Here is a 21,965-nt window from a genome sequence, read left to right as displayed (position 1 = left end):
CGCCGTGGCCGAGCTGGCGCCGATGCGCGTGCGACTGATCGCCAAGACCGAGTTCCTGGCACCCCCCGACGTGCCGTGGAGCACCGACGCCGACGGCGGTCCCGCGCTGGTGGAGTTCGCCGGCCGGGCCTGCTACCAGAGCTGGTCGAAGCCCAACCCCAAGACCGCGACCAACGCCGGCTACATCCGGCACATCATCGACGTCGGCCACTTCTCGGTGCTCGAGCACGCGAGCGTGTCGTTCTACATCACCGGCCTGTCCCGGTCCTGCACGCACGAGCTGATCCGGCACCGGCACTTCTCCTACTCGCAGCTCTCGCAGCGCTATGTCCCGGAACGGGACTCGCGGGTCGTCGTGCCGCCGGGCATGGAGGACGACCCCGAGCTGCAGGCGATCCTGGCGGCCGCCGCCGACGCCAGCCGCGCGACCTACGCCGACCTGCTGGCCAGGCTGGAGGCCAAGTTCGCCGATCAGCCCAACGCGATCCTGCGCCGCAAGCAGGCCCGCCAGGCCGCGCGCGCGGTGTTGCCCAACGCGACGGAAACCCGCATCGTGGTGACCGGCAATTACCGGGCGTGGCGGCACTTCATCGCGATGCGGGCCAGCGAGCACGCCGATGTGGAGATCCGGCGGCTGGCCATCGAGTGCCTGCGGCAGCTCGCCGGGGTCGCGCCCGCGGTGTTCGCCGACTTCGAGATCTCCACCCTGGCCGACGGCACCGAGGTCGCCACCAGCCCGTTGGCTACCGAAGCCTGAGGCTGCTCACCGGGACACGGCCGGGGCGGCGGGTACCAAATGGCTTGCCGCCGCCAGGTAGCCTGAACACCGTGAGTACCGTCGGATTCGACGCCCCGGCGCGCCTGGGAACTCTGCTGACCGCGATGGTGACGCCGTTCGGCGCCGACGGGACGGTCGACCTCACCACCGCCGCCCGGCTGGCGAACCACCTGGTGGAAGCCGGGTGCGACGGCCTGGTGATCTCCGGAACCACCGGCGAGTCGCCGACCACCACCGACGACGAGAAGCGCGACCTGTTGCGCGCCGTGCTCGAGGCGGTGGGGGACCGCGCCCGGGTGATCGCCGGCGCCGGCACCTACGACACCGCGCACAGCATCCGGCTGGCCAAGGCCGCCGCGGCCGAGGGCGCCCACGGCCTGCTGGTGGTCACCCCGTACTATTCGAAGCCGCCGCAGAGCGGGCTGATCGCGCATTTCACCGCCGTCGCCGACGCGACCGAGCTGCCGGTGCTGCTCTACGACATTCCGCCGCGCTCGGTGATACCGATCCAGACCGAGACCATCCGCGCGCTGGCCGCGCACCCGAACATCGTCGGAATCAAGGACGCCAAGGGGGATCTGCACGCCGGGGGCCAGATCATGGCCGAGACCGGGCTGGCCTACTACTCCGGCGACGACGCGCTGAACCTGCCGTGGCTGGCGATGGGCGCCACCGGCTTCATCAGTGTGATCTCGCATCTGGCGGCCGGTCAGCTGCGAGAGTTGTTGTCCGCCTTCGGTTCCGGCGACATCGCCACCGCCCGCAAGATCAACGTCGGGCTCGCCCCGCTGTGCGATGCCATGGCCCGGCTGGGCGGGGTGACGATGTCCAAGGCGGGCCTGCGGCTGCAGGGCTTCGACGTCGGTGATCCGCGGCTGCCGCAGCTGGCGGCGACGCCGGAGCAGAACGACGCGCTGGCCGCCGACATGCGTGCGGCCTCGGTGCTCAGGTGAGCAAGTGGATGTAGACCTCACCCCACCAGGTCCGCTGACCGCGGGTGGGTTGCGGGTCACCGCGCTGGGCGGCATCAGCGAAATCGGTCGCAACATGACGGTTTTCGAGCACCTGGGCCGGCTGCTGATCATCGACTGCGGCGTGATGTTTCCCACCCACGACGAGCCCGGGGTCGACCTGATCCTGCCCGACCTGCGCCACATCGAGGACCGGCTCGACGACGTCGAGGCGCTGGTGCTGACCCACGCGCACGAGGACCACATCGGGGCGATCCCGTTTTTGCTCAAGCTGCGGCCGGACATCCCCGTCGTCGGGTCGAAGTTCACCCTGGCGCTGGTCGCCGCGAAATGCCGCGAGCACCGCATCAAGCCGGTGTTCGTCGAGGTCAAGGAGGGGCAAAGCACCCGCCACGGCGTGTTCGAGTGCGAATACTTCGCCGTCAACCACTCCATCCCGGACGCGTTGGCGATCGCCGTATACACCGGCGCGGGAACGGTTTTGCACACCGGCGACATCAAGCTGGACCAGCTGCCCCTCGACGGCCGCCCCACCGACCTGCCCGGCATGTCCCGGCTCGGCGACGCCGGCGTGGACCTGTTCCTGTGCGACTCAACTAATTCCGAGCTCCCCGGCGTCGGGCCGTCGGAAAGCGAGGTGGGCCCGACGCTGCACCGGCTGATCCGGGGCGCGGAGGGGCGCGTCATCGTGGCATGCTTCGCCTCCAACGTGGACCGGGTGCAGCAGATCATCGACGCCGCCCTGGCGTTGGGCCGGCGGGTGTCGTTCGTCGGGCGATCCATGGTGCGCAACATGGGGATCGCCCGCGAACTGGGTTTTCTGCGGGTGGCCGATTCCGACGTGATCGACATCGCGGCCGCCGAGATGATGCCGCCCGACCGGGTGGTGCTGATCACCACCGGCACCCAGGGCGAGCCGATGTCGGCGTTGTCGCGGATGTCGCGCGGCGAGCATCGCAGCATCACGCTGACGTCGGGCGACCTCATCGTGTTGTCGTCGTCGCTGATCCCCGGCAACGAGGAGGCGGTCTACGGCGTGATCGATGCGCTGTCCAAGATCGGCGCCCGGGTGGTCACCAATGCCCAAGCGCGGGTGCATGTTTCGGGTCACGCCTACTCCGGCGAGCTGCTGTTCCTCTACAACGGGGTGCGCCCGCGCAACGTGATGCCGGTGCACGGCACCTGGCGGATGCTGTGTGCCAACGCCAAGCTCGCAGCCAGCACCGGGGTGCCGCCGGAGTCGATTCTGTTGGCCGAGAACGGTGTCAGCGTCGACCTGGTCGCCGGCAAGGCCTCCATCGCCGGGGCGGTGCCGGTTGGCCAGATGTTCGTCGACGGGCTGATCACCGGCGACGTCGGCGACATCACCCTGGGCGAAAGGCTCATCCTGTCTTCGGGTTTCGTCGCGGTCACCGTGGTGGTCAAGCGTGGCACCGGGCGCCCGGTCGCCGCGCCGCACCTGCATTCGCGCGGATTCTCAGAGGACCCCAAGGCGCTCGAGCCCGCCGCCCGCAAGGTCGAGGCGGAGCTGGAATCCCTGGCCGCCGCCGACGTGACCGACCCCAACCGCATCGCGCAGGCGGTGCGGCGCACCGTCGGCAAGTGGGTGGGCGAGACCTACTGCCGGCAGCCGATGATCGTGCCGACCGTCATCGAGGTCTAAACGGTCTTGGTTCGCGAAACTGTAACTGCCGACACGTTTCCCGAGAGGGAACGTCGGCAGTTACAGTCTCGCGGAGCGTTAGGTCTTTTCCGTCAGATCTTCTCCGCGTAGGCCGACCATTCCAGCTGCGACGCGGTGAGCTTGCGGCCCGCGGGCTCGACGTAGCGACTAAGAAACTCGTCGGGCCCGGCCTGCTCCACCAGCCGCCAGCCGTAATCGCCGATGAATCCGGCGACCTCGTCGGGCTGCAAGCCGAAGCGCCACAGTTGTTGGCGCTCACGGACATTGCGGTACAGGGTGCGGGTGCCGTAGCGATTCGTCCCGTCGATGAAGTCCCGGCGGACATAGGTGAACACCAATCGGCTGCCCGGGGCGGCTGCGCGCAGCCCCTCCAGGGTCCGCCGGACGCCGTCCTCGGTGAGGTATTGGGTGACGCCCTCGCAGATGAAGAACGCGCGGTAATCGGGGCGATAGCCGTGCTCGGCCAGGGCGGTGAGCAGGTCGTCGCGTTCGAAGTCCAGTGCCACCAACCGAACCGACAGCGGCGGGGCGCCGAGCGCCCTCCGGACGGCCTTGATCTTCCTGGCGATGTTGACCGGCAGGTCCACCTCGAACACCGGGATGCGGACCCGTCGGGTCAGCCGGTAGGGGCGGGTGTCGAACCCGGCGCCCAGGATCACGACCGCGTCGATGGCGTCGCCGTCGCCGAGCGCTTCGGCGAGCTTGTCCTCGATGAAGCGCTTGCGGCAGGCCATGTTGACCCACAACCCTGGGCCGGTGAACTCCGAGCCGCGAATCATCAGGCGGCGCACCGGCGCCACCCGGGTCGCGGCGACCAGCCAGCGCAGCGGGGCCGGCAGGAACAGGTCGGCCAGGTCGTCGTCGACCAGGCGGCGTCCGGGCGGCTCGTTCTGTTCCACGGCCGCCAACACCATGGGGCCGAAGGCCGTCTGCGCCACGGGGTTTCGCGCCATGGCTACTTCTTGTTCAGGAAGCCCGCATCGACCGGCAGCGTGACGCCGGTGATGTAGCGGGCCTGGTCGGACACCAGCCATGCCACCGCGTTGGCGATGTCGTCGGATTGCATCACCTGCACCGGGAGCGCGTTGCCCATGTCGGGCGGCGAATCGGAGTCGGCGACCAGCTGGGCCAGCCACTGCCGGGTGAACTCGTTGTTGATCATCGGGGTGTCGACGCCGGACGGGTGTATCGAGTTGACCCGGATATCGTGCCGGGCAAGCAGATTCGCGTACACGCGCATTAGCCCGACCACGCCGTGCTTGGCGGCGGTGTAGCCGACGGAGCCGGCATCGGCGCTGCCGATGCCGGCCAGCCCGGCGGCCGAACTGATCAGCACGATCGAACCGCCGGTGCCCTGGGAGGTCATCGTCGGTATCGCGGCCTCGACGGTGTGGTACACGCCGGTGAGGTTGACGTCGATGACGTCGCGCCAGCCGTCGGCCGATTGCATCGGGGCGATGCCGGCGTTGGCCACCACGATGTCGAGCCGGCCGAACTCGTCGAGGCCGGCCGCCAAAGCGGCCGACAGCGATTCGGGATCGCGGACGTCGCCCTGCCTGGCGACGATGCGGGCGCCGGTGTCCTCGACGAGCTTGACCGTGGCCGCCAGGTCGTCCGCGGTGGCCAGGGGGTAGGGGACGCTGGCGATCTGCTCGCACAGGTCGACGGCGATGATGCTCGCCCCGTCGGCGGCCAGCCGCACGGCGTGCGCGCGGCCCTGACCGCGCGCGGCGCCGGTGATGAACGCGACCTTCCCGTCGAGTGGCCGGCCCATCAGGCGCGCAGCTGCCCCTTGCCGGGGTCGCCCGCGGGCACCGGCTGCAGCATCTTGATGTCCGGCGCCCCGGCCAGGTGCTCCCCGGCCGCCGCGAACATCTTGCCGATCGCGGGCGCGGTGCTGTGCGCCTTGAGCGCCTCGGGGTCGGCCCATTGCTCGACGAACACGAACGTCTCGCCCGTCTCGTGCAGCGAGTAAAGCTGGCAGCCGGGCTCGTCGTGCACCTCCTCGACCGCGCGGATGAGGATGTCGCGGACGGTGTCGACCGATTCGGGTTTGACGGTCATGGTGGCGACGACGACGACGGGCATGCTAGGGCCTCCTGGGCGGGGTGGGTGGCGGCATGACTTTGATCACCGTCCGTCACCCTACCCACGCGTTCCGGGGGCGGCCGCGGCGCCCGCCGCAGAGGATCGGCGTTACCAGTGTGGCGGGTGGTGCAGATGATGTGTTTACGACTACCCTTGCCCCCATGGCTAGTAAGACCGCCGCCCGCTCTCGAACCCGAACGAGCAGGTCAAAGGCCGCTTCGCGGGGCAGGTCCCGGGGTGCGAAACCGGCAGCGCCCCGCCGCAGGGTGGGCAGGCCCGCCAAACGGCGCAACCGATCGCTGCTGGTGGCCGCGGGACTGACCTGCGGCCGGGCCGCCCGCGCGACCTGGCTGATGGCGGCGCGCGGCACCGGCGGCGCGGCGCGGTCGATCGGACGGGCCCGCGACATCGACCCCGGGCATCGTCGCGACGGCGTCGCGCTGGTGCTGCTCGGCCTCGCCGTCGTGGTCGCGGCCAGCTCCTGGTTCGACGCCGCCCGGCCGATCGGCGCCTGGGTCGACGTCGTGATCCGGACGTTCATCGGGTCGGCCGTCCTGGCGCTGCCGGTGGTCCTGGCCGGCGTGGCGGTGGTGCTGATGCGGACCCAGCCCAACCCCGAGGCGCGGCCCCGGCTGATCCTCGGCGCGAGCCTGATCGCCCTGTCGGTCCTCGGCCTGCGCCACCTGTGGTCGGGTTCCCCGGCCGATCCCGAATTGCGTCGTCGCGCAGCGGGATTCATCGGCTTTGCCATCGGTGGTCCGCTGTCGGACGGGCTGACGGCCTGGATCGCCGCGCCGCTGCTGTTCATCGGCTTCATGTTCGGCCTGCTGCTGCTGACCGGGACCACGATCCGGGAGGTGCCCGACGTGGTGCGCGCCATGATCGGAACCCGGCTGGTCGGCGACGAAGCCGACTACGACGGTGACTACGACGAACCCGCATACGACTACGCCGACGAGTTCGAGGACGAGGCGCCTTTCGACCCGGAGCCGCAGGCGTGGGCGTCGGAGGGCGCCGGGGACGACACGTATGACGAGACCCCCACCGTGCCCGAACCCGCCTTTCGCCAGGCCGTCACGCGCAGCCGGCGCGGCTCCCGCAAGCAGACCCCGGCCACCGACCGCGTCGTCGAGGGCCCCTACACGCTGCCGTCGCTGGACCTGCTGGTCGCCGGCGACCCGCCCAAGAAGCGCAGCGCGGCCAACAACCACATGGCCACCGCCATCGGCGAGGTGCTCACCCAGTTCAAGGTCGACGCGGCCGTCACCGGCTGCACCCGGGGGCCCACCGTCACCCGCTACGAGGTTGAGCTGGGGCCCGGGGTCAAGGTGGAGAAGATCACGGCCCTGCAGAAGAACATCGCCTACGCGGTCGCCACCGAGAGCGTCCGGATGCTGGCCCCGATCCCGGGCAAGTCGGCCGTCGGCATCGAGGTGCCCAACACCGACCGCGAAATGGTCCGCCTGGCCGACGTGCTCACCGCGCCCTCGACCCGCCGCGACCACCACCCGCTGGTGATCGGGCTGGGCAAGGACATCGAGGGCGATTTCATCTCGGCCAACCTGGCCAAGATGCCGCACCTGCTGGTGGCCGGCTCCACGGGTTCCGGCAAGTCGAGCTTCGTCAACTCCATGCTGGTGTCGCTGCTGACCCGGGCCACCCCGGAGGAGGTCAGGATGATCCTGATCGACCCGAAGATGGTGGAACTGACGCCGTACGAAGGCATTCCGCATCTGATCACCCCGATCATCACCCAGCCGAAGAAGGCGGCGGCCGCGCTGGCGTGGCTGGTCGAGGAGATGGAACAGCGCTACCAGGACATGCAGGCGTCGCGGGTGCGTCACATCGACGACTTCAACGCCAAGGTGCGGTCCGGCGAGATCACCACGCCGCTGGGCAGCCAGCGCGAGTACCGGCCGTACCCGTACGTGGTGGCGATCGTCGACGAGCTGGCCGACCTGATGATGACCTCGCCGCGGGACGTCGAGGACGCCATCGTGCGGATCACCCAGAAGGCCCGCGCCGCGGGCATCCACCTGGTGCTGGCCACCCAGCGGCCGTCGGTGGACGTGGTCACCGGGCTCATCAAGACCAACGTGCCGGCCCGGCTGTCGTTTGCGACGTCGTCGCTGACCGATTCCCGGGTGATCCTGGACCAGGCCGGCGCCGAGAAGCTGATCGGGATGGGCGACGGCCTGTTCCTGCCGATGGGGGCGAGCAAGCCGCTGCGGTTGCAGGGCGCCTACATCACCGACGAGGAGATCCACGCCGTCGTCAACGCCTGCAAGGACCAGGCCGAGCCCGAGTACACCGAGGGCGTGACCACCGCCAAGCCCACCAGCGAGCGCACCGACGTCGACCCCGACATCGGCGACGACATGGACGTCTTCCTGCAGGCCGTCGAGCTGGTGGTGTCCAGCCAGTTCGGCTCCACCTCGATGCTGCAGCGCAAGCTGCGGGTCGGCTTCGCCAAGGCGGGCCGGTTGATGGACCTGATGGAGACCCGCGGCATCGTCGGGCCCTCCGAGGGATCCAAGGCGCGCGACGTGCTGGTCAAGCCCGACGAGCTGGCCGCGACGCTGACCGCGATCCGCGGTGCCGATGCAGACGGTTGCGGCGAGCAGACGTAAAAGCCCGCAATTCCTTGGCGTGTCGGGGGCGTTTGCGTCTGCTCACGCTTACAAAATCAACAGCATCCGGGAGTTGCCCAGGATGTTGGGCTTGACGTAGCTCAGGTCCAGGAATTCGGCGACACCGATGTCGTAGGAGCGGCACATCTCCTCGAACACCTCGGCGGTGACCGGCGTGCCCTCGATCTCGGTGAACCCGTGCCTGCCGAAGAACTCGGTCTCGAAGGTCAGCACGAACAGCCGCTGCAACTGCAGCTCGCGGGCGACCTCGAGCAGCCGGTCCACGATCGCGTGGCCGATGCCGCGGCCGGTCACGGCCGGGTCGACCGCGACGGTGCGGATCTCGCCGAGGTCCGACCACAGCACGTGCAAAGCGCCGCAACCGACCACTTTCCCTGCGAGTTCGGCCACCCAGAATTCCTGGACCGCCTCATAGAGGGTGACCAGGTTCTTCTCCAGCAGGATCTTTCCGGCATAGGTGTCGACGAGCTGTTTGATCGCCGGGACATCGGAGGTTCGCGCGCGCCGGACCACCGGCCGGTGATCCTGTTGGCTTTCGGTCACGGGTCAACAGTATTGACATCGGGGACGGCCGCGCTGGTCAACCGTTATTCTGTTGCGGTGTCGGGGCAGCCGCAAACACCTCCGATGGTCCGACGCGCCCGAATAGCCAACCTCGCGAACATCCTCACGCTGCTGCGGCTGGTGCTGGTCCCGATCTTCCTGCTCGCGCTGTTCGCCGGCGACGGCCACGAAATCGCCGGGCGCATAGTCGCTTTCGTGATCTTCACGGTTGCCATCATCACCGACCGGCTGGACGGCCTGCTGGCCCGCAACTTCGGCATGGCGACCGAGTTCGGCGCGTTCGCCGACCCCGTCGCCGACAAGACGCTGATCGGGGCGGCGCTGATCGGGTTGTCGATGCTGGGCGACCTGCCGTGGTGGGTCACCGTGCTGATCCTGACCCGCGAGCTCGGGGTGACCCTGTTGCGGTTGGCGGTGATTCGGCGCGGGGTCATTCCGGCCAGTTGGGGCGGCAAGCTCAAGACCGTGGTCCAGGCGGTGGCGATCGGGTTGTTCGTGCTGCCGCTGTCGGGACCGTTCCTGGTGGCGGCGTCGGTGGTGATGGCCGTGGCGATCGTGCTCACGGTGGTGACCGGCATCGACTACGTCGCCTCGACCGTCCGGGAAGTCCGTCAGACGACCTGACCGGGAACCAGGGCACCGCCGCCGGCGTTCACCTAATGAGGCCCATGGTGATTCGGGCCCATTTCGTGTCGAGCAGGGCCGATTGGACGAAGGAGAGCGGGGATGCCGCCATTGGTTCGCGAGGTCATCGGCGACGTGTTGCGCCTGGCCCGGACGACGCAGGGACGGACGTTGCGCGAGGTGTCGGATTCGGCCCGGGTGAGCCTCGGGTACCTGTCCGAGGTGGAGCGCGGCCGCAAGGAGCCGTCCAGCGAGCTGCTCAACGCGATCTGCGACGCGCTGGACGTCCCGCTGTCGACGGTGCTCACCGACGCGGGTGAGCGGATGGCGAGCGAGGAGCGCGCCGCCCACCGCGAGCCGGACGCCGTGGTGAGCGCACCCGCCATCGACCCCGCCACCAAGGTCGTCATTCCGCCGGTGGCGTCGCTGGCGGTCGTCTGAGCGCCCCACTAAATTGAGCGGCAGGGTTCCCACGAGCCCATCCGGGGCCCACCCGGCCCACGAGTAGCGAAGGCGGAGCTGACAGATGGCTAACCCGTTCGTCAAAGCGTGGAAGTACGTCATGGCGTTGTTCAACGCGAAAATTGACGAGCACGCCGACCCCAAAGTCCAGATCCAGCAGGCCATCGAGGAAGCCCAGCGCACCCACCAGGCGCTGACCCAGCAGGCGGCGCAGGTGATCGGCAACCAGCGCCAGTTGGAGATGCGGCTCAACCGGCAACTGGCGGACATCGAGAAACTGCAGGTCAATGTGCGCCAGGCGCTGACCCTGGCCGACCAGGCCACCGCGTCCGGCGACACCGCCAAGGCCACCGAGTACAACAACGCCGCCGAGGCGTTCGCGGCCCAGCTGGTGACCGCCGAGCAGAGTGTCGAGGACCTCAAGACGCTGCACGACCAGGCGCTGTCCGCCGCGGCCCAGGCCAAGAAGGCCGTCGAGCAGAACGCGATGGTGCTGCAGCAGAAGATCGCCGAGCGCACCAAGCTGCTCAGCCAGCTCGAGCAGGCGAAGATGCAGGAACAGGTCAGCGCGTCGCTGCGGTCGATGAGCGAGATCGCCGCCCCGGGCAACGTCCCGAGCCTCGACGAGGTGCGCGACAAGATCGAACGCCGGTACGCCAACGCGATCGGCGCGGCCGAGCTCGCGCAGGGTTCGGTGCAGGGACGGATGCTCGAGGTCGAGCAGGCCGGCGTGCAGATGGCCGGTCACTCCCGGCTGGAGCAGATCCGCGCGTCGATGCGCGGCGAGGCCCTGCCGGCCGGCGGGTCCGCCGCCGCGCCCGGAGCCACCCCGGCCACCCCGGCCCCCGCCGAGACCAGCGGGCAAGCCGCCGAGAAACCCTTCGGCCAGTCCTGAGCCGCGACGGTCCGAAATGGCGGTGAACACGACCCAGCGCGGGTCCCTGCGAGCGCTGTTGCAGCGGGGTCTGGACACCGCCGCCGACCTTTCCGACCTGGTGGCCCGCAAGATCAGCGCCGCCGCGGACCCCCGTGCGCGGCTGCTGCGCCGCCGCCGTCGCGCGCTGCGGTGGGGTCTGATATTCGCCGCCGGGTGCGTGTTCTGGGCGGTGCTGACGGCGGTGCTGGCCGCCTGGGGCTGGTTCGCGCTGCTGCTGGAGATCACCGGCGCCGTCGCGGTGGTGCTCGCGATCCCGGCGACGCTGTTGGTGCTGCGCTACCGGTGGCTGCGGTCGGAGCCGCTGCCGGCGAGCCGGCCCGCCGGCCCCCGCCGGCTGCCGCCGCCCGGTTCGGCCGCCCGGCCCGCGATGTACGCGCTCGGCGCCTCGGAACGCGGCTTCTTCTCGCTGCTGGGTGTGCTGGAGCGCGGCGCGATGCTGCCGGCCGACGAGATCCGCGACCTGACCGCGGCGGCCAACAAGACCTCGGCGGCCATGGCGGCCACCGCGGCCGAGGTGGTGTCCATGGAGCGCGCGGTGCAGTACTCGGAGTCGTCGCGGTCTTACCTGGTGCCCACCATCAACGCGTTCACCGCGCAGTTGAGTGCGGGCGTCCGTCAGTACAACGAAATGGTCACCGCCGCAGCGCAATTGGTGTCGTCGGCCAACGGCGGCGCGGGGTTGGCCGCTTCGCAGCAGCGCTACCGCGCCGAGCTGGCCGAGGCCACCGACCGCCTGACCGGCTGGGCCCAGGCGTTCGACGAACTCGGCGGGCTGGCCGGGCGCTGAGCCGGACTAGTCGTCCGGTCGCGGGCCGTAGCGTTCGATGTAGGACCGATGGATGTGGGCGTCGCGCTCGCGGGCGCGTTCGTCGACCAGCTCGGGATCGAGGCCGTGCACGGCCAGCATGTGCCGGCGCCACACCTTGTTCAGCGCGTGCGAGAAATACACGAACGGAATGAGGATCGGCAGCGTCATGCTCAGATGGACGTCCAGCGTCGTCGGGATGAACCAGAACGGAATGAGCACCAGCACCGCCAGCACCGCCACGCGCAACATCATCCGGGCGACGGCGCCCTTGCCCGCCAGGTCATTTCGCACCCAGTCCCGCATCGAGTCGGGCAGCCGCCGTCCGTAGCAGTAGCGGATGTATTGCCACGCGTTGGGTTTGGTACGCGCCGTGTCTTTGGTCATGCCCATTAGAACGTCGCCTTCAGCGACGGCACCACCAACGCGGCCAGGCCGCGCACGGTCGCCTTGAGCATGTCGTAGACGTCGACGTAGTCGCGCCACAGGGTGATCCGCCCGTTGTGGACCTCGAAGATCCCGCACGCCCAGAACTGAATTCGCAGCGGGCCGAAGATCAGCGCGTCGGTGCGCTCGGTGAGCACCGCGCCACCGTCGGCGGCGATGCGGTGGATCTTCACCTCGAATCCGACGCGGCCTTGCATCCTGCTCAGCAGCTTCGCCGTTCGTCGCCCGCCGCGGATCCTCGAAAGTCCGACATTTTCGTAGACGAGGTCGTTGTCGAACAACGATTCAATGGTTTCGAAGTCCTCCTCCTGCAAGGCGTTCAGGAAAGCCTCGACCGTGCGGGTGTTCTCGGCGGTTGTCTGTGTCAGCTCGGTCATGGTGGCCAGCGTATTCGAGCGTGGCTGTGGCAGGGTAGGGCGGATGCGCGTGGCCGTGGTCGCCGGGCCGGATCCCGGGCACTCCTTTCCGGCGATCGCGCTGTGCCTGCGCTTCCGCGAGGCAGGGGACGAGCCCACCCTGTTCACCGGCGGGCAGTGGGTCGAGGCGGCCCGAGCCGCCGGCGTCGACGCGGTCGAGCTGGAGGGGCTCGCGGCGCTGGACGACGACGTCGACGCCGGGGCCAGGATCCACCGGCGCGCCGCGCGGATGGCGGTGCTCAACGTGCCCGCGCTGCGCGACCTGGCGCTCGACCTGGTGGTATCCGACGTCATCACCGCGGGCGGGGGGATGGCCGCCGAGCTGCTCGGCATTCCGTGGATCGAGCTGAACCCGCATCCGCTGTATCTGCCGTCCAAGGGATTGCCGCCGATCGGCAGCGGCCTCGCGCCCGGCACCGGCGTCCGCGGCCGAATGCGCGACGCCACGATGCGCGCGCTGACCGCGCGATCCTGGCGCGCCGGCATCAAGCAGCGCGGCGCCGTGCGGCTGCAGATCGGGTTGCCCGCCGTCGATCCCGGGCCGCTGCGTCGGCTGATCGCCACGCTGCCCGCAGTCGAGGTGCCGCGCCCGGACTGGCCCGACGAGGCCGTCGTCGTCGGCCCGTTGCACTTCGAGCCGACCGAGCGGGTGCTCGAGGTTCCCGCGGGCCCCGGTCCGGTGGTGGTGATCGCGCCGTCGACCGCCCTGACCGGGACCGCCGGCCTGGCCGAAGTATCGCTGGATTGCCTGACGCCGGGCGACACGTTGCCGGCGGGGTCGCGCCTGGTGGTGTCGCGGCTGGGCGGGGCGGACCTGACCGTGCCGCCGTGGGCGGTGGTGGGGCTGGGGCGCCAGGACGAGCTGATGGCGCATGCCGACGTGGTGATCTGCGGTGGCGGTCACGGAACCGTGGCCAAGGCGCTGCTGGCCGGGGTGCCGCTGGTGGTGGTCCCCGGCGGGGGAGATCAGTGGGAGATCGCCAACCGGGTGGTACGGCAGGGGAGCGCGCGGCTGGTTCGTCCGTTGACCGCCGGCGCGCTGGCCGCCGCGACGAACGACGTGCTGTCCTCGCCCGGCTACCGCGAGGCCGCCCGGGAAGCCGCCGCCGGCATCGCCGGGGTCGCCGACCCGGTGCGGGTGTGCCACGACGCGCTGGCCCTTGCGGGCTGAGCGACTGGGTATGTTGGCTGGCGTGCGGCTGACGGAGTTCAACGACAGGGTGGTGCTGCGGTTCGGCGCTACCTATGGGGCATCGGTCCTGGTGGATCACGTGCTGACCGGTCTCGACGGCCGGACCGCCGCCCAGGCAATCGAGGACGGCATCGACCCGCGCGACGTGTGGCGGGCGTTGTGCGTCGACTTCGACGTGCCCCGCGACCAGTGGTGACTCAGCGGCGGTTGGATCGCGGTGTCCGCCGCGGTGTCCGCCGAAAGACGCAGTCGTGGCAGACCGCCCGGCCGGGAACGCGATAGAACAGGCAGCAGCTGCGGCGCCGGAAGCCCAGATGCGGGCCGGTGACGACGCCGGATCCGGCCAGCATGCCGGTGTCCAGCAGCGAGTTGGTGATCTCGACGATGGGGCGGCGCAGGTCCGGCCGGGCAGAAAGCAGGGCCCGGGACGCCCCGACGAGCGCGGACGCGATGTTGCCCGCGAGCAGGGCCGGCGCGAGCTTGACCCGCAGTCCGGCGGCGAACGGTTTCATGTGCTGTTTCACGACGACGCGGTACAGCAGCTTCGCCGACGGCGGGTCGACGGCGTGCCCGACGGGTTCGGGCATCCGCAGTTGCGCCCCGCCGTCGGCGCGTTGCAGGTCCTTGAGATCGGGAACGACGCCGTGGGCCAGCGCGCACGCGAGCACCGGCGACCACAGCCGGGTGGCGTGGCCGAGATGCACCAGGGAGGCGCCGATCCGCAAGTCCGTCGTGCGGTAGCGCCGGGCGGTGGCCTCGACCAGATCGGCGCAGCCGTCGGCATAGGACTGCCTCACAGGATGCCATCCCGCCGCGTCACCGCCCACGGTCAGCGCGAAAAAGCCCTTGTAGGAAGATATTTCGGCCAGCGCAACAGAGATGTCCATGCTCACCCTCTCTGGGGAGATCCGCCCCAGTTGTGTCGAGGAGGCGCCGACGGTGAGTATCTGGCTCTCGGGTTGGGACATGCCCAGCCCGATCACAGTGGCGGGACCGCACCGGATTCGCACCGGTTTCCTCAGGCCTTGTCGGATTTCCTGAAGGCCCCGTCGGCGCCTTTCGGTAGCCGATGTTGCCACACCCGGTCCGCTGCGGCGTGTCGAACTTGAATCGAACAGGTGTTCGGCTACTGTGGTGAGCGTTCGGAGATGTGGACTTGTCGGTGGCCATCTCTAGTGTCACGGCCAACCGACCGATACCGGTCACCGAAACACCGACCAAGGAGAGGCACCATGACGCAAGCCCCCGACCGCGAGAAGGCTCTCGAGCTGGCGATGGCCCAGATCGAGAAGAGCTACGGGAAAGGCTCGGTGATGCGTCTCGGCGACGAGGCGCATCAACCAATCTCGGCAATACCGACCGGATCCATCGCACTGGACGCGGCCCTGGGCATCGGCGGCCTGCCGCGCGGCAGGGTTGTGGAGATCTACGGCCCGGAGTCCTCGGGTAAGACCACCGTCGCGCTGCACGCGGTGGCCAACGCCCAGGCCGCCGGCGGCGTCGCGGCGTTCATCGACGCCGAGCACGCCCTGGACCCCGACTACGCCAAGAAGCTCGGCGTCGACACCGACTCGCTACTGGTCAGCCAGCCCGACACCGGTGAGCAGGCGCTGGAGATCGCCGACATGCTGATTCGCTCCGGCGCGCTGGACATCCTGGTCATCGACTCGGTGGCGGCGCTGGTGCCGCGCGCGGAGCTCGAGGGCGAGATGGGCGACAGCCACGTCGGCCTGCAGGCCCGGCTGATGAGCCAGGCGCTGCGGAAAATGACCGGCGCGCTGAACAATTCGGGAACCACGGCGATCTTCATCAACCAACTGCGGGAAAAAATCGGAGTCATGTTCGGCTGCATGAACTATTCGACTCGAGTGACCCTTGCTGACGGCTCCACCGAAAAGATCGGCAAGATCGTCAACAACAAGATGGACGTCGAGGTGCTGTCCTATGACCCGGAGACGGACCGGATTGTGCCTCGCAAGATAGTGAACTGGTTCAATAACGGGCCGGCCGAACAGTTCCTGCAGTTCACCGTCGAGAAATCCACCGGCAACGGCAAATCGCAGTTCGCCGCCACGCCCAACCATCTGATCCGCACACCCAGTGGCTGGACCGAAGCGGGTGACCTCAACACCGGTGACCGGGTGCTGGCCACCGAACCGCGTCTGCTCAGCGACCAGCAGTTCCAGGTGGTGCTGGGATCGCTGATGGGCGATGGGAACCTCTCGCCCAATCGGCACGATCGCAACGGGGTTCGTTTCCGGCTGGGTCACGGCGCCAAGCAGGTGGAGTACCTCAAGTGGAAGACCGCGTTAATGGGCAACATTCCGCATACGGCGCGAGAGAACGCCAAGGGCGCGGGCTTCGTCGACTTCACCCCGCTGCCGGAACTCGCTGAGTTACAGCGCGCGGTTTATCTCGGGGATGGCAAGAAGTTCTTCTCCGAGGAATATCTCAAGGCGCTGACACCGCTGGCTTTGGCTATTTGGTACATGGATGACGGGTCATTCACCTTGCGTTCCAAAGGATTGCAGGAGCGTACGGCCGGTGGTAGCGGGCGCATAGAGATCTGCGTCGAAGCCATGACCGAAGGCACCCGTGCACGGTTGCGCGACTACCTGTGCGACACGCACGGCTTGGATGTGCAGCTGCGGCACCCTGGCTCAGCCGGTAAGGCGGTGCTGGTGTTCTCCACCGCCGCCTCGGCGAAGTTTCAGGAGCTGGTCGCGCCGTACGTGGCGCCGTCGATGGAGTACAAGCTGTTGCCGCGGTTCCGTGGCAAAGGGACGGTGACACCACAGTTCGCCGAACCCGCGCAACAATTGGTACCGGCTCGCGTTCTCGATGTGCATGTCAAACCGCAAACCCGGTCAATGAATCGGTTCGACATCGAGGTCGAGGGCAATCACAACTATTTCGTCGACGGGGTTATGGTGCATAACTCACCCGAAACTACAACGGGTGGAAAGGCTTTGAAGTTCTACGCGTCGGTGCGCATGGACGTGCGCCGGATCGAGACGCTCAAGGACGGCACCAACGCGGTCGGCAACCGCACCCGGGTCAAGGTCGTCAAGAACAAGGTGGCGTCCCCCTTCAAGCAGGCCGAGTTCGACATCCTCTACGGCCGGGGCATCAGCCGGGAGGGTTCGCTGATCGACATGGGTGTGGATCAGGGCTTCATCCGCAAGTCCGGTTCCTGGTTCACCTACGAGGGCGAGCAGCTCGGTCAGGGCAAGGAGAACGTCCGCAACTTCCTGATGGAAAACGCCGACGTGGCCAACGAGATCGAGAAGAAGATCAAGGAGAAGCTCGGCATTGGCGCGGTCGTGACCGATGACCCCTCCGGCGATGTCCTCCCCGCTCCCGTCGACTTCTGAGCCATCGCGCGAGGAGCAGGCGCGGGCGTTGTGCCTGCGCCTGCTCACCGCGAGGTCGCGCACCCGCGCCGAGTTGTCCGGTCAGTTGTCCAAACGCGGCTACCCCGACGACGTCACCGCCCGGGTGCTGGACCGGCTGGCCGCCGCCGGCCTGGTGGATGACGCCGACTTCGCCCAGCACTGGGTGCACTCCCGGCGGGCCAACGTGGGGAAAAGCAAGCGCACCCTGGCCGCGGAGCTGCGCACCAAGGGCGTCGACGACGACGTGATCACCGCGACGCTGGCCGGGATCGACGCCGGCGCCGAGCGAGACCGGGCCGAGCAGCTGGTGCGGGCCAGGCTGCGACGGGAGACGCTGAGCCAGGACGACGCGAGGGTGAGCCGCCGGCTGGTCGGCATGCTGGCGCGGCGGGGCTACGACCAGAACCTGGCGTGCGAGGTCGTGCTGGCCGAGTTGGCCGCCGAGCGGGAGCGCCGACGCGTCTGAGGAGCGTGTTGGCGATATATGCTGAATTCATACATCACCAACAATCCATACATCACCAACGTTGGAGGCTGTCGTGTCGGTGACGCAAATCGACCTCGACGACGACGCGCTGGCCGAAGTCATGCGAATCGCCGGAGTGCATACCAAAAAGGAAGCAGTGAACCTCGCGATGCGGGACTACGTCGAGCGATTTCGGCGCATCGAGGCGCTGGCCCGGTCTCGCGAGCACGCAAAGGGTTGGGATTATGAAGGCTGGCTCGCGGCACGCGCCGACGAGAAGGCCATTGGGTCTTGATCTCCTTTCTTGTGGATTCGTCTGCGGTTTGGCGCCTCCAACGACAGCCTGAACTCAGCGAGGAATGGAGTTTTTCGCTTCTCAGTGGGGCTGTCGGATCGTGCCAACCGCAACGGGCCGAGTTTTGTCGGTCGGCGCGGAATGCAGAAGAGTTCGACCAGATGAGTCAGATGTTTGGTGACGTCTATCCCGATGTGCCTGTGCCGAAATCCGTATGGCGGTGGATAGATTCGGCGCAGCGACGGCTCGCAGAAGTGGGTGCGGTGCGGGCCTTGTCGGTCGTCGATCTGCTGATCTGCGGCACCGCGGCGGCTAAGGGTCTAGTGGTCCTCCACGATGACGCCGATTACGAACTCGCAGAGCGCCACCTGCCCGACGTCAGGGCGCAACGCGTGGTTCGCGCGGAACTATAGCCGTGGCTCGGGCGGTCGGCACGGCGCCGCGGCGACGTGGAGGCTACCTCGCTTCGACACCAGCGTGCTTCCGTCGTTCGGGCTACCGCGATCGCTCCCGGGCCGCTAGTCAGCTTCCCGACCGCCGTACCATGGGCCCGTGACATCGACGGCGGCGCATGATGTGGCCCGCACCTACCAGGTGCGCACCTACGGCTGCCAGATGAACGTCCACGACTCCGAGCGGCTGGCGGGGCTGCTGGAGGCGGCCGGCTACCGGCGGGCCGCGGACGGCTCAGACGCCGACGTGGTCGTGTTCAACACCTGCGCCGTGCGGGAGAACGCCGACAACAAGCTGTACGGCAACCTCAGTCATCTGGCGCCGCGCAAGCGCGGCAACCCCGAGATGCAGATCGCGGTCGGCGGTTGCCTGGCGCAAAAGGATCGAGACGCGCTGCTGCGCAAGGCGCCGTGGGTCGACGTCGTCTTCGGCACGCACAACATCGGATCGCTGCCCACGCTGCTCGACCGGGCCCGGCACAACAGGGTCGCCCAGGTGGAAATCGCCGAGGCGCTGCAGCAGTTCCCCTCGTCGCTGCCCAGCGCCCGCGAATCCGCCTACGCCGCTTGGGTTTCCATCTCCGTCGGCTGCAACAACAGCTGCACCTTCTGCATCGTCCCGTCGCTGCGCGGCAAGGAGGTCGACCGCAGCCCGGCCGACATCCTCGCCGAGGTGCAATCGCTGGTGGACGACGGCGTCCTCGAGGTCACGCTGCTGGGCCAGAACGTCAACGCCTACGGGGTATCCTTCGCCGACCCCGAGCTGCCGCGGAACCGCGGCGCCTTCGCCGGGCTGCTGCGGGCCTGCGGCCGCATCGACGGGCTGGAGCGCGTGCGGTTCACGTCGCCGCATCCGGCCGAGTTCACCGACGACGTCATCGAGGCGATGGCGCAGACCCCGAATGTCTGCCCCGCCCTGCACATGCCGCTGCAGTCGGGATCCGACCGGGTGCTGCGCGCGATGCGCCGGTCCTACCGCGCCGAGCGTTACCTCGGCATCATCGACCGGGTTCGCGCGGCGATGCCGCACGCCGCGATCACCACCGACCTGATCGTCGGGTTTCCCGGCGAGACCGAGGAGGACTTCGCGGCCACGCTCGACGTGGTGCGGCAGGCCCGGTTCGCGGCCGCGTTCACCTTCCAGTATTCGAAGCGGCCCGGCACCCCGGCCGCCGAACTCGGCGGACAGATTCCGAAACCCGTTGTGCAGGAACGCTACGAGCGGCTGGTCGAGCTGCAGGAGCAGATCTCGCTCGAGGGCAACCGGGCGCTGATCGGGCGGACGGTCGAGCTGCTCGTCGCCACCGGTGAAGGACGCAAGGACGCCCGCACGTCGCGCATGACCGGCCGCGCGCGCGACGGCCGGCTGGTGCACTTCGCCGTCGACGCACCCGGGGACGTCAGGCCCGGTGACATCGTCACCACGGTGGTCACCGACGCCGCGCCGCACCACCTGATCGCCGACGCCGGGGTGGCGACCCACCGCCGCACCCGCGCCGGCGACGCCCATGCCGCCGGGCAGCGGCCGCGCGGTGTCGTCCTCGGCATGCCCGGTGTCGGGCCCTCGGTCGCGGGACCGGTCGAGCCGCTCGGGTGCGCCCAATGAAGAAACAACAGAAGAAAGAGCACGTCGACATCGACGCCCTGCGTTCCGAGATCGAGGCCGCGGAACGCCGCGTCGCACGCGAGATCGACCCCGGCCCAAGGGGATTCGTCGTCGCCATCCTGGTGTTCGTGTTGCTGGGCTCGTTCATTCTGCCGCACACCGGCGCCGTGCGCGGCTGGGATGTGCTGTTCAGCAGCCACGGCGCCGGTGCGGCCGCGCTGGGCCTGCCGTTGCGGGTGTTCGAGTGGCTGGCGCTGGTGTTCGGCGTGGGATTCTCGATGGTGGCGTTGCTGACGCGGCGATGGGCGCTGGCCTGGGTCGCGCTGGCGGGCTCGGCGATCGCCAGCGCCGCCGGCCTGCTGGCGGTGTGGTCGCGCCAGACCGTGGCCGCCGGTCATCCGGGCCCCGGTGTGGGGCTGATCGTCGCGTGGATCACCGTGATCGCGTTGAGCTTTCACTGGGCCCGCGTGGTGTGGGCGCGCACCGTCGTGCAGCTCGCCGCGGAGGAACAGCGGCGCCAGGCCGCGGCACGGCAGCAGTCCAAGACACTGCTGGACAGCCTGCAAGCCGACGACACGCCCGACGAACCGGTCGACAAACCGGACGAGCCCGAAAACCCCGAAAACTAGGACCTGCGGGTCAGCGCCTCGGCGGCCGCGTCGGCCCACTGCCGCCACTGCTCGGCGTTGGCCTTGGCCTCCTCGGCCTCCTTGGTGCGGCCGGCCGCCTCGGCCTTGCGGGCCTGCTGCTCGTACTGCTCGGCGCGGGTCGCGAACTGCTCGGCGCGCGCCTGCGCCTGGGGGTCGGACCAATCCGCGTCGCCGGCGTCGCGCACCCTTTTCTCGACCGCGCGCAGCCGCCGCTCCAACTCGGCGGACCGTTCCCGGGGCACCCGGCCGATCGCGTCCCACTTCTCGACGATCGACCGCAGCGCCGCCCGGGCCGCGTCCTCATTGCCGGTGTCCAGCTTCTCCGCCTCGGCCAACAGCGCCTCCTTGGCGGCGGCGTTGGCCCGCAACTCCGCGTCCTTCTCCGCCGTCGCGGCGTTGCGCGCGGTGAAGAAGGTGTCCTGAGCGGCCTTGAAGCGGCGCCACAGGGCATCGTCGACGTCCCTCGAGGCCCGTCCCGCGGCCTTCCATTCGCTGAGCAGCTTGCGGAATTCCGCGCTCGTCGCCGTCCAGTCCGTCGAACCGGACAGCTCCTCGGCCCGTTCGCAGAGCCGTTCCTTGGACTCCCGAATGCCCGATCGCTCGCGGTCCAGCTCGGCGAAGTGGGCCCCCCGCCGCCGGTTGAACGCTTCCCGCGCCGCGGAATAGCGCTTCCACAGCGCGTCATCGACCTTTCGGTCCAGGCCGCTGATCGTCTTCCACTCGTCCAGGATTGCCCGCAGTCGGTCGCCGGCGGCCTTCCATTGCGTCGAGTTGGCGGCCAGGTCCTCGGCCTCGGCGGCCAGCGCCTCCTTGCGGGCGGTCTGGACGGCACGATGCTCCTCGCGCCGGGACTTGTCGGCGGCGACCGTCGCCTCGGCGTGCTCGAGAACGGTCGTCAGCCGGCGCGCGAGCGCGTCGATGTCACCGAGCACGCACGCCGTGGGTAACGATTCGGCAAGCTCGGCCGCGTGGGCCTTCATCTTGCGGGCATCGCCGGTGCCCGACGCCAGCCGCTCCTCCATGAGGGTGATCTCGGTGCTCAGGTCCTCGAAGCGCCGGCCGAAGTGGGCGAATGCGGCCTCGGCGTCGCCGGCCTGCCAGGACCCAACGACGCGTTCGCCGGCCCCGCTGATCAGCCACACCGTGCCGTCGTCGTCGACGCGCCCGAACCGGTGCGGATCGCTGGACAGGGGCGCGGGCACCGGGTGGGGGACGGGCCGGGCCCCCGAGCTGACAGGCCGGGGACCGGGACGCGGTCCGGGACGCGGCGACGGCTTGGGTGAATCTTTGGGTGAATCTTGGCCCCGGGGTTCGTCAGCCGTCATCGCTCGTCACCTGCCCTGCCGCGCGTAGCGGCGCCCATACAGCTCTTTCCTAACCGTTTCCAACAGTATTCAAGCAGCTTGCCGGGCGGCGCGCCGCCACCTTGGTCGGTGCCCACCCGTGGCCGCATGCGAGCCCCCGCTATGGTGGTTGCCGGCA

The 21,965-nt window shown here is 69.1% G+C and carries 22 protein-coding genes, 2 pseudogenes and 1 riboswitch; of the genes and pseudogenes, 16 read left to right on the top strand and 8 right to left on the bottom strand.

Annotated elements, in window-relative coordinates:
* The first annotated feature begins 4 nt into the window (after nt 1–4).
* The 3 genes from thyX to OQ968_RS18645 all read left to right on the top strand — a co-directional run bounded on the left by thyX (nt 5) and on the right by OQ968_RS18645 (nt 3,412).
* Entirely contained in the window at nt 5–757 is a 753-nt protein-coding gene (gene thyX, locus OQ968_RS18655) for an FAD-dependent thymidylate synthase (protein ID WP_324680546.1), read from the top strand.
* Nucleotides 758–828: 71 nt separating this feature from the next.
* Nucleotides 829–1,731 carry a 4-hydroxy-tetrahydrodipicolinate synthase gene (gene dapA / locus OQ968_RS18650; RefSeq protein WP_324680544.1) on the top strand — a complete coding sequence of 301 codons (903 nt, stop codon included), beginning with the start codon at nt 829–831 and terminating at the stop codon, nt 1,729–1,731.
* A gap of 4 nt (nt 1,732–1,735) precedes the next feature.
* Complete coding sequence (locus OQ968_RS18645; protein ID WP_324680542.1) at nt 1,736–3,412, top strand: ribonuclease J; 1,677 nt, start codon at nt 1,736–1,738, stop codon at nt 3,410–3,412.
* Between the two features lie 92 nt (nt 3,413–3,504).
* On the opposite strand, the gene OQ968_RS18640 is transcribed toward OQ968_RS18645, so the two are convergent.
* The 3 genes from OQ968_RS18640 to OQ968_RS18630 are packed head-to-tail and all read right to left on the bottom strand — an operon-like array spanning nt 3,505 to nt 5,521.
* Entirely contained in the window at nt 3,505–4,386 is an 882-nt protein-coding gene (locus OQ968_RS18640) for an SAM-dependent methyltransferase (RefSeq protein WP_324680540.1), read from the bottom strand.
* A gap of 2 nt (nt 4,387–4,388) precedes the next feature.
* Nucleotides 4,389–5,210, bottom strand: coding sequence for a mycofactocin-coupled SDR family oxidoreductase (locus OQ968_RS18635; RefSeq protein WP_324680662.1), 822 nt, complete (start codon nt 5,208–5,210; stop codon nt 4,389–4,391).
* On the bottom strand, nt 5,207–5,521 hold the full coding sequence (locus OQ968_RS18630) for a putative quinol monooxygenase (RefSeq protein ID WP_324680538.1): 315 nt from the start codon (nt 5,519–5,521) through the stop codon (nt 5,207–5,209). The genes OQ968_RS18635 and OQ968_RS18630 overlap by 4 nt, the downstream gene beginning before the upstream one ends.
* Nucleotides 5,522–5,553: 32 nt before the next feature.
* Here OQ968_RS18630 and OQ968_RS18625 point away from each other — a divergent pair, with 32 nt between their 5' ends.
* Nucleotides 5,554–8,151 (top strand): DNA translocase FtsK, encoded by a 2,598-nt coding sequence (locus OQ968_RS18625; RefSeq protein WP_420715949.1) that lies wholly within the window; start codon nt 5,554–5,556, stop codon nt 8,149–8,151.
* Between the two features lie 48 nt (nt 8,152–8,199).
* On the opposite strand, the gene OQ968_RS18620 is transcribed toward OQ968_RS18625, so the two are convergent.
* Nucleotides 8,200–8,715: an amino-acid N-acetyltransferase gene (locus OQ968_RS18620; RefSeq protein WP_324680536.1), complete on the bottom strand. Its 516-nt coding sequence runs from the start codon at nt 8,713–8,715 to the stop codon at nt 8,200–8,202.
* Nucleotides 8,716–8,799: 84 nt separating this feature from the next.
* Between OQ968_RS18620 and pgsA the strand changes: the two genes are divergently transcribed.
* The 4 genes from pgsA (at nt 8,800) to pspM (ending at nt 11,546) form a co-directional block, all read left to right on the top strand.
* Nucleotides 8,800–9,360: a CDP-diacylglycerol--glycerol-3-phosphate 3-phosphatidyltransferase gene (gene pgsA / locus OQ968_RS18615; protein ID WP_324680534.1), complete on the top strand. Its 561-nt coding sequence runs from the start codon at nt 8,800–8,802 to the stop codon at nt 9,358–9,360.
* A 102-nt stretch (nt 9,361–9,462) separates the two neighbouring features.
* Nucleotides 9,463–9,801 carry a transcriptional regulator ClgR gene (gene clgR, locus OQ968_RS18610; RefSeq protein ID WP_324680532.1) on the top strand — a complete coding sequence of 113 codons (339 nt, stop codon included), beginning with the start codon at nt 9,463–9,465 and terminating at the stop codon, nt 9,799–9,801.
* An 85-nt stretch (nt 9,802–9,886) separates the two neighbouring features.
* On the top strand, nt 9,887–10,717 hold the full coding sequence (gene pspA / locus OQ968_RS18605; RefSeq protein ID WP_324680530.1) for a phage shock protein PspA: 831 nt from the start codon (nt 9,887–9,889) through the stop codon (nt 10,715–10,717).
* Nucleotides 10,718–10,733: 16 nt separating this feature from the next.
* Nucleotides 10,734–11,546 carry a phage shock envelope stress response protein PspM gene (pspM, locus tag OQ968_RS18600; RefSeq protein WP_324680529.1) on the top strand — a complete coding sequence of 271 codons (813 nt, stop codon included), beginning with the start codon at nt 10,734–10,736 and terminating at the stop codon, nt 11,544–11,546.
* A 6-nt stretch (nt 11,547–11,552) separates the two neighbouring features.
* Here pspM and OQ968_RS18595 read toward each other — a convergent pair whose 3' ends face one another.
* Both OQ968_RS18595 and OQ968_RS18590 read right to left on the bottom strand, forming a co-directional pair.
* Nucleotides 11,553–11,951 carry a DUF5313 domain-containing protein gene (locus OQ968_RS18595; protein WP_324680527.1) on the bottom strand — a complete coding sequence of 133 codons (399 nt, stop codon included), beginning with the start codon at nt 11,949–11,951 and terminating at the stop codon, nt 11,553–11,555.
* Between the two features lie 5 nt (nt 11,952–11,956).
* Nucleotides 11,957–12,388, bottom strand: a complete 432-nt coding sequence (locus OQ968_RS18590) for a limonene-1,2-epoxide hydrolase (RefSeq protein ID WP_324680525.1) — start codon at nt 12,386–12,388, stop codon at nt 11,957–11,959.
* 43 nt (nt 12,389–12,431) lie between these two features.
* On the opposite strand from OQ968_RS18590, the gene OQ968_RS18585 reads away from it, so the two are divergent.
* The gene (locus OQ968_RS18585; RefSeq protein ID WP_324680523.1) at nt 12,432–13,598 is read left to right on the top strand and encodes a glycosyltransferase; all 1,167 of its coding nucleotides are present in this window, start codon (nt 12,432–12,434) and stop codon (nt 13,596–13,598) included.
* Nucleotides 13,599–13,620: 22 nt separating this feature from the next.
* Nucleotides 13,621–13,815: a DUF3046 domain-containing protein gene (locus OQ968_RS18580; RefSeq protein ID WP_420715948.1), complete on the top strand. Its 195-nt coding sequence runs from the start codon at nt 13,621–13,623 to the stop codon at nt 13,813–13,815.
* A gap of 1 nt (nt 13,816) precedes the next feature.
* Here OQ968_RS18580 and OQ968_RS18575 read toward each other — a convergent pair whose 3' ends face one another.
* Nucleotides 13,817–14,506: a (2Fe-2S)-binding protein gene (locus OQ968_RS18575; protein ID WP_324680519.1), complete on the bottom strand. Its 690-nt coding sequence runs from the start codon at nt 14,504–14,506 to the stop codon at nt 13,817–13,819.
* 33 nt (nt 14,507–14,539) lie between these two features.
* Nucleotides 14,540–14,685, bottom strand: a riboswitch (cobalamin riboswitch).
* A 166-nt stretch (nt 14,686–14,851) separates the two neighbouring features.
* On the opposite strand from OQ968_RS18575, the gene recA reads away from it, so the two are divergent.
* The 6 genes and pseudogenes from recA to OQ968_RS18545 all read left to right on the top strand — a co-directional run bounded on the left by recA (nt 14,852) and on the right by OQ968_RS18545 (nt 20,462).
* Nucleotides 14,852–16,993: an intein-containing recombinase RecA gene (gene recA, locus OQ968_RS18570; RefSeq protein WP_324680517.1), complete on the top strand. Its 2,142-nt coding sequence runs from the start codon at nt 14,852–14,854 to the stop codon at nt 16,991–16,993.
* Entirely contained in the window at nt 16,965–17,480 is a 516-nt protein-coding gene (gene recX, locus OQ968_RS18565) for a recombination regulator RecX (protein WP_324680515.1), read from the top strand. The genes recA and recX overlap by 29 nt, the downstream gene beginning before the upstream one ends.
* Before the next feature lie 73 nt (nt 17,481–17,553).
* Nucleotides 17,554–17,706: pseudogene (locus OQ968_RS18560) on the top strand (type II toxin-antitoxin system VapB family antitoxin); the annotation flags it as partial.
* Between the two features lie 133 nt (nt 17,707–17,839).
* A pseudogene (locus OQ968_RS18555) lies at nt 17,840–18,188 on the top strand (VapC toxin family PIN domain ribonuclease).
* Nucleotides 18,189–18,327: 139 nt separating this feature from the next.
* The gene (miaB, locus tag OQ968_RS18550) at nt 18,328–19,833 is read left to right on the top strand and encodes a tRNA (N6-isopentenyl adenosine(37)-C2)-methylthiotransferase MiaB (RefSeq protein ID WP_324680513.1); all 1,506 of its coding nucleotides are present in this window, start codon (nt 18,328–18,330) and stop codon (nt 19,831–19,833) included.
* Nucleotides 19,830–20,462 (top strand): hypothetical protein, encoded by a 633-nt coding sequence (locus OQ968_RS18545; protein ID WP_324680512.1) that lies wholly within the window; start codon nt 19,830–19,832, stop codon nt 20,460–20,462. Before miaB ends, OQ968_RS18545 begins: the two co-directional genes overlap by 4 nt.
* Here the strand turns inward: OQ968_RS18545 and OQ968_RS18540 are convergent.
* A complete protein-coding gene (locus OQ968_RS18540) occupies nt 20,459–21,808 on the bottom strand; it encodes a DUF349 domain-containing protein (RefSeq protein WP_324680509.1) in 1,350 nt (449 codons plus the stop codon). The genes OQ968_RS18545 and OQ968_RS18540 overlap by 4 nt on opposite strands.
* Nucleotides 21,809–21,965 lie beyond the last annotated feature (157 nt).

Source organism: Mycobacterium sp. 663a-19 (assembly GCF_035616495.1).
GTDB lineage: Bacteria > Actinomycetota > Actinomycetes > Mycobacteriales > Mycobacteriaceae > Mycobacterium.
This window is presented reverse-complemented; position numbering and strand designations above follow the sequence as displayed.

Bases quoted from the DNA above. Each gene is read 5' to 3' on its own strand.
- OQ968_RS18640 (WP_324680540.1), bottom strand. From the start codon at position 4,386: ATGGCGCGAAACCCCGTGGCGCAGACGGCCTTCGGCCCCATGGTGTTG.
- OQ968_RS18630 (WP_324680538.1), bottom strand. From the start codon at position 5,521: ATGCCCGTCGTCGTCGTCGCCACCATGACCGTCAAACCCGAATCGGTC.
- OQ968_RS18625 (WP_420715949.1), top strand. From the start codon at position 5,554: ATGACTTTGATCACCGTCCGTCACCCTACCCACGCGTTCCGGGGGCGG.
- pgsA (WP_324680534.1), top strand. From the start codon at position 8,800: ATGGTCCGACGCGCCCGAATAGCCAACCTCGCGAACATCCTCACGCTG.
- clgR (WP_324680532.1), top strand. From the start codon at position 9,463: ATGCCGCCATTGGTTCGCGAGGTCATCGGCGACGTGTTGCGCCTGGCC.
- pspA (WP_324680530.1), top strand. From the start codon at position 9,887: ATGGCTAACCCGTTCGTCAAAGCGTGGAAGTACGTCATGGCGTTGTTC.
- pspM (WP_324680529.1), top strand. From the start codon at position 10,734: ATGGCGGTGAACACGACCCAGCGCGGGTCCCTGCGAGCGCTGTTGCAG.
- OQ968_RS18595 (WP_324680527.1), bottom strand. From the start codon at position 11,951: ATGACCAAAGACACGGCGCGTACCAAACCCAACGCGTGGCAATACATC.
- OQ968_RS18590 (WP_324680525.1), bottom strand. From the start codon at position 12,388: ATGACCGAGCTGACACAGACAACCGCCGAGAACACCCGCACGGTCGAG.
- OQ968_RS18585 (WP_324680523.1), top strand. From the start codon at position 12,432: ATGCGCGTGGCCGTGGTCGCCGGGCCGGATCCCGGGCACTCCTTTCCG.
- OQ968_RS18575 (WP_324680519.1), bottom strand. From the start codon at position 14,506: ATGGACATCTCTGTTGCGCTGGCCGAAATATCTTCCTACAAGGGCTTT.
- recA (WP_324680517.1), top strand. From the start codon at position 14,852: ATGACGCAAGCCCCCGACCGCGAGAAGGCTCTCGAGCTGGCGATGGCC.
- recX (WP_324680515.1), top strand. From the start codon at position 16,965: ATGTCCTCCCCGCTCCCGTCGACTTCTGAGCCATCGCGCGAGGAGCAG.
- OQ968_RS18545 (WP_324680512.1), top strand. From the start codon at position 19,830: ATGAAGAAACAACAGAAGAAAGAGCACGTCGACATCGACGCCCTGCGT.
- OQ968_RS18540 (WP_324680509.1), bottom strand. From the start codon at position 21,808: ATGACGGCTGACGAACCCCGGGGCCAAGATTCACCCAAAGATTCACCC.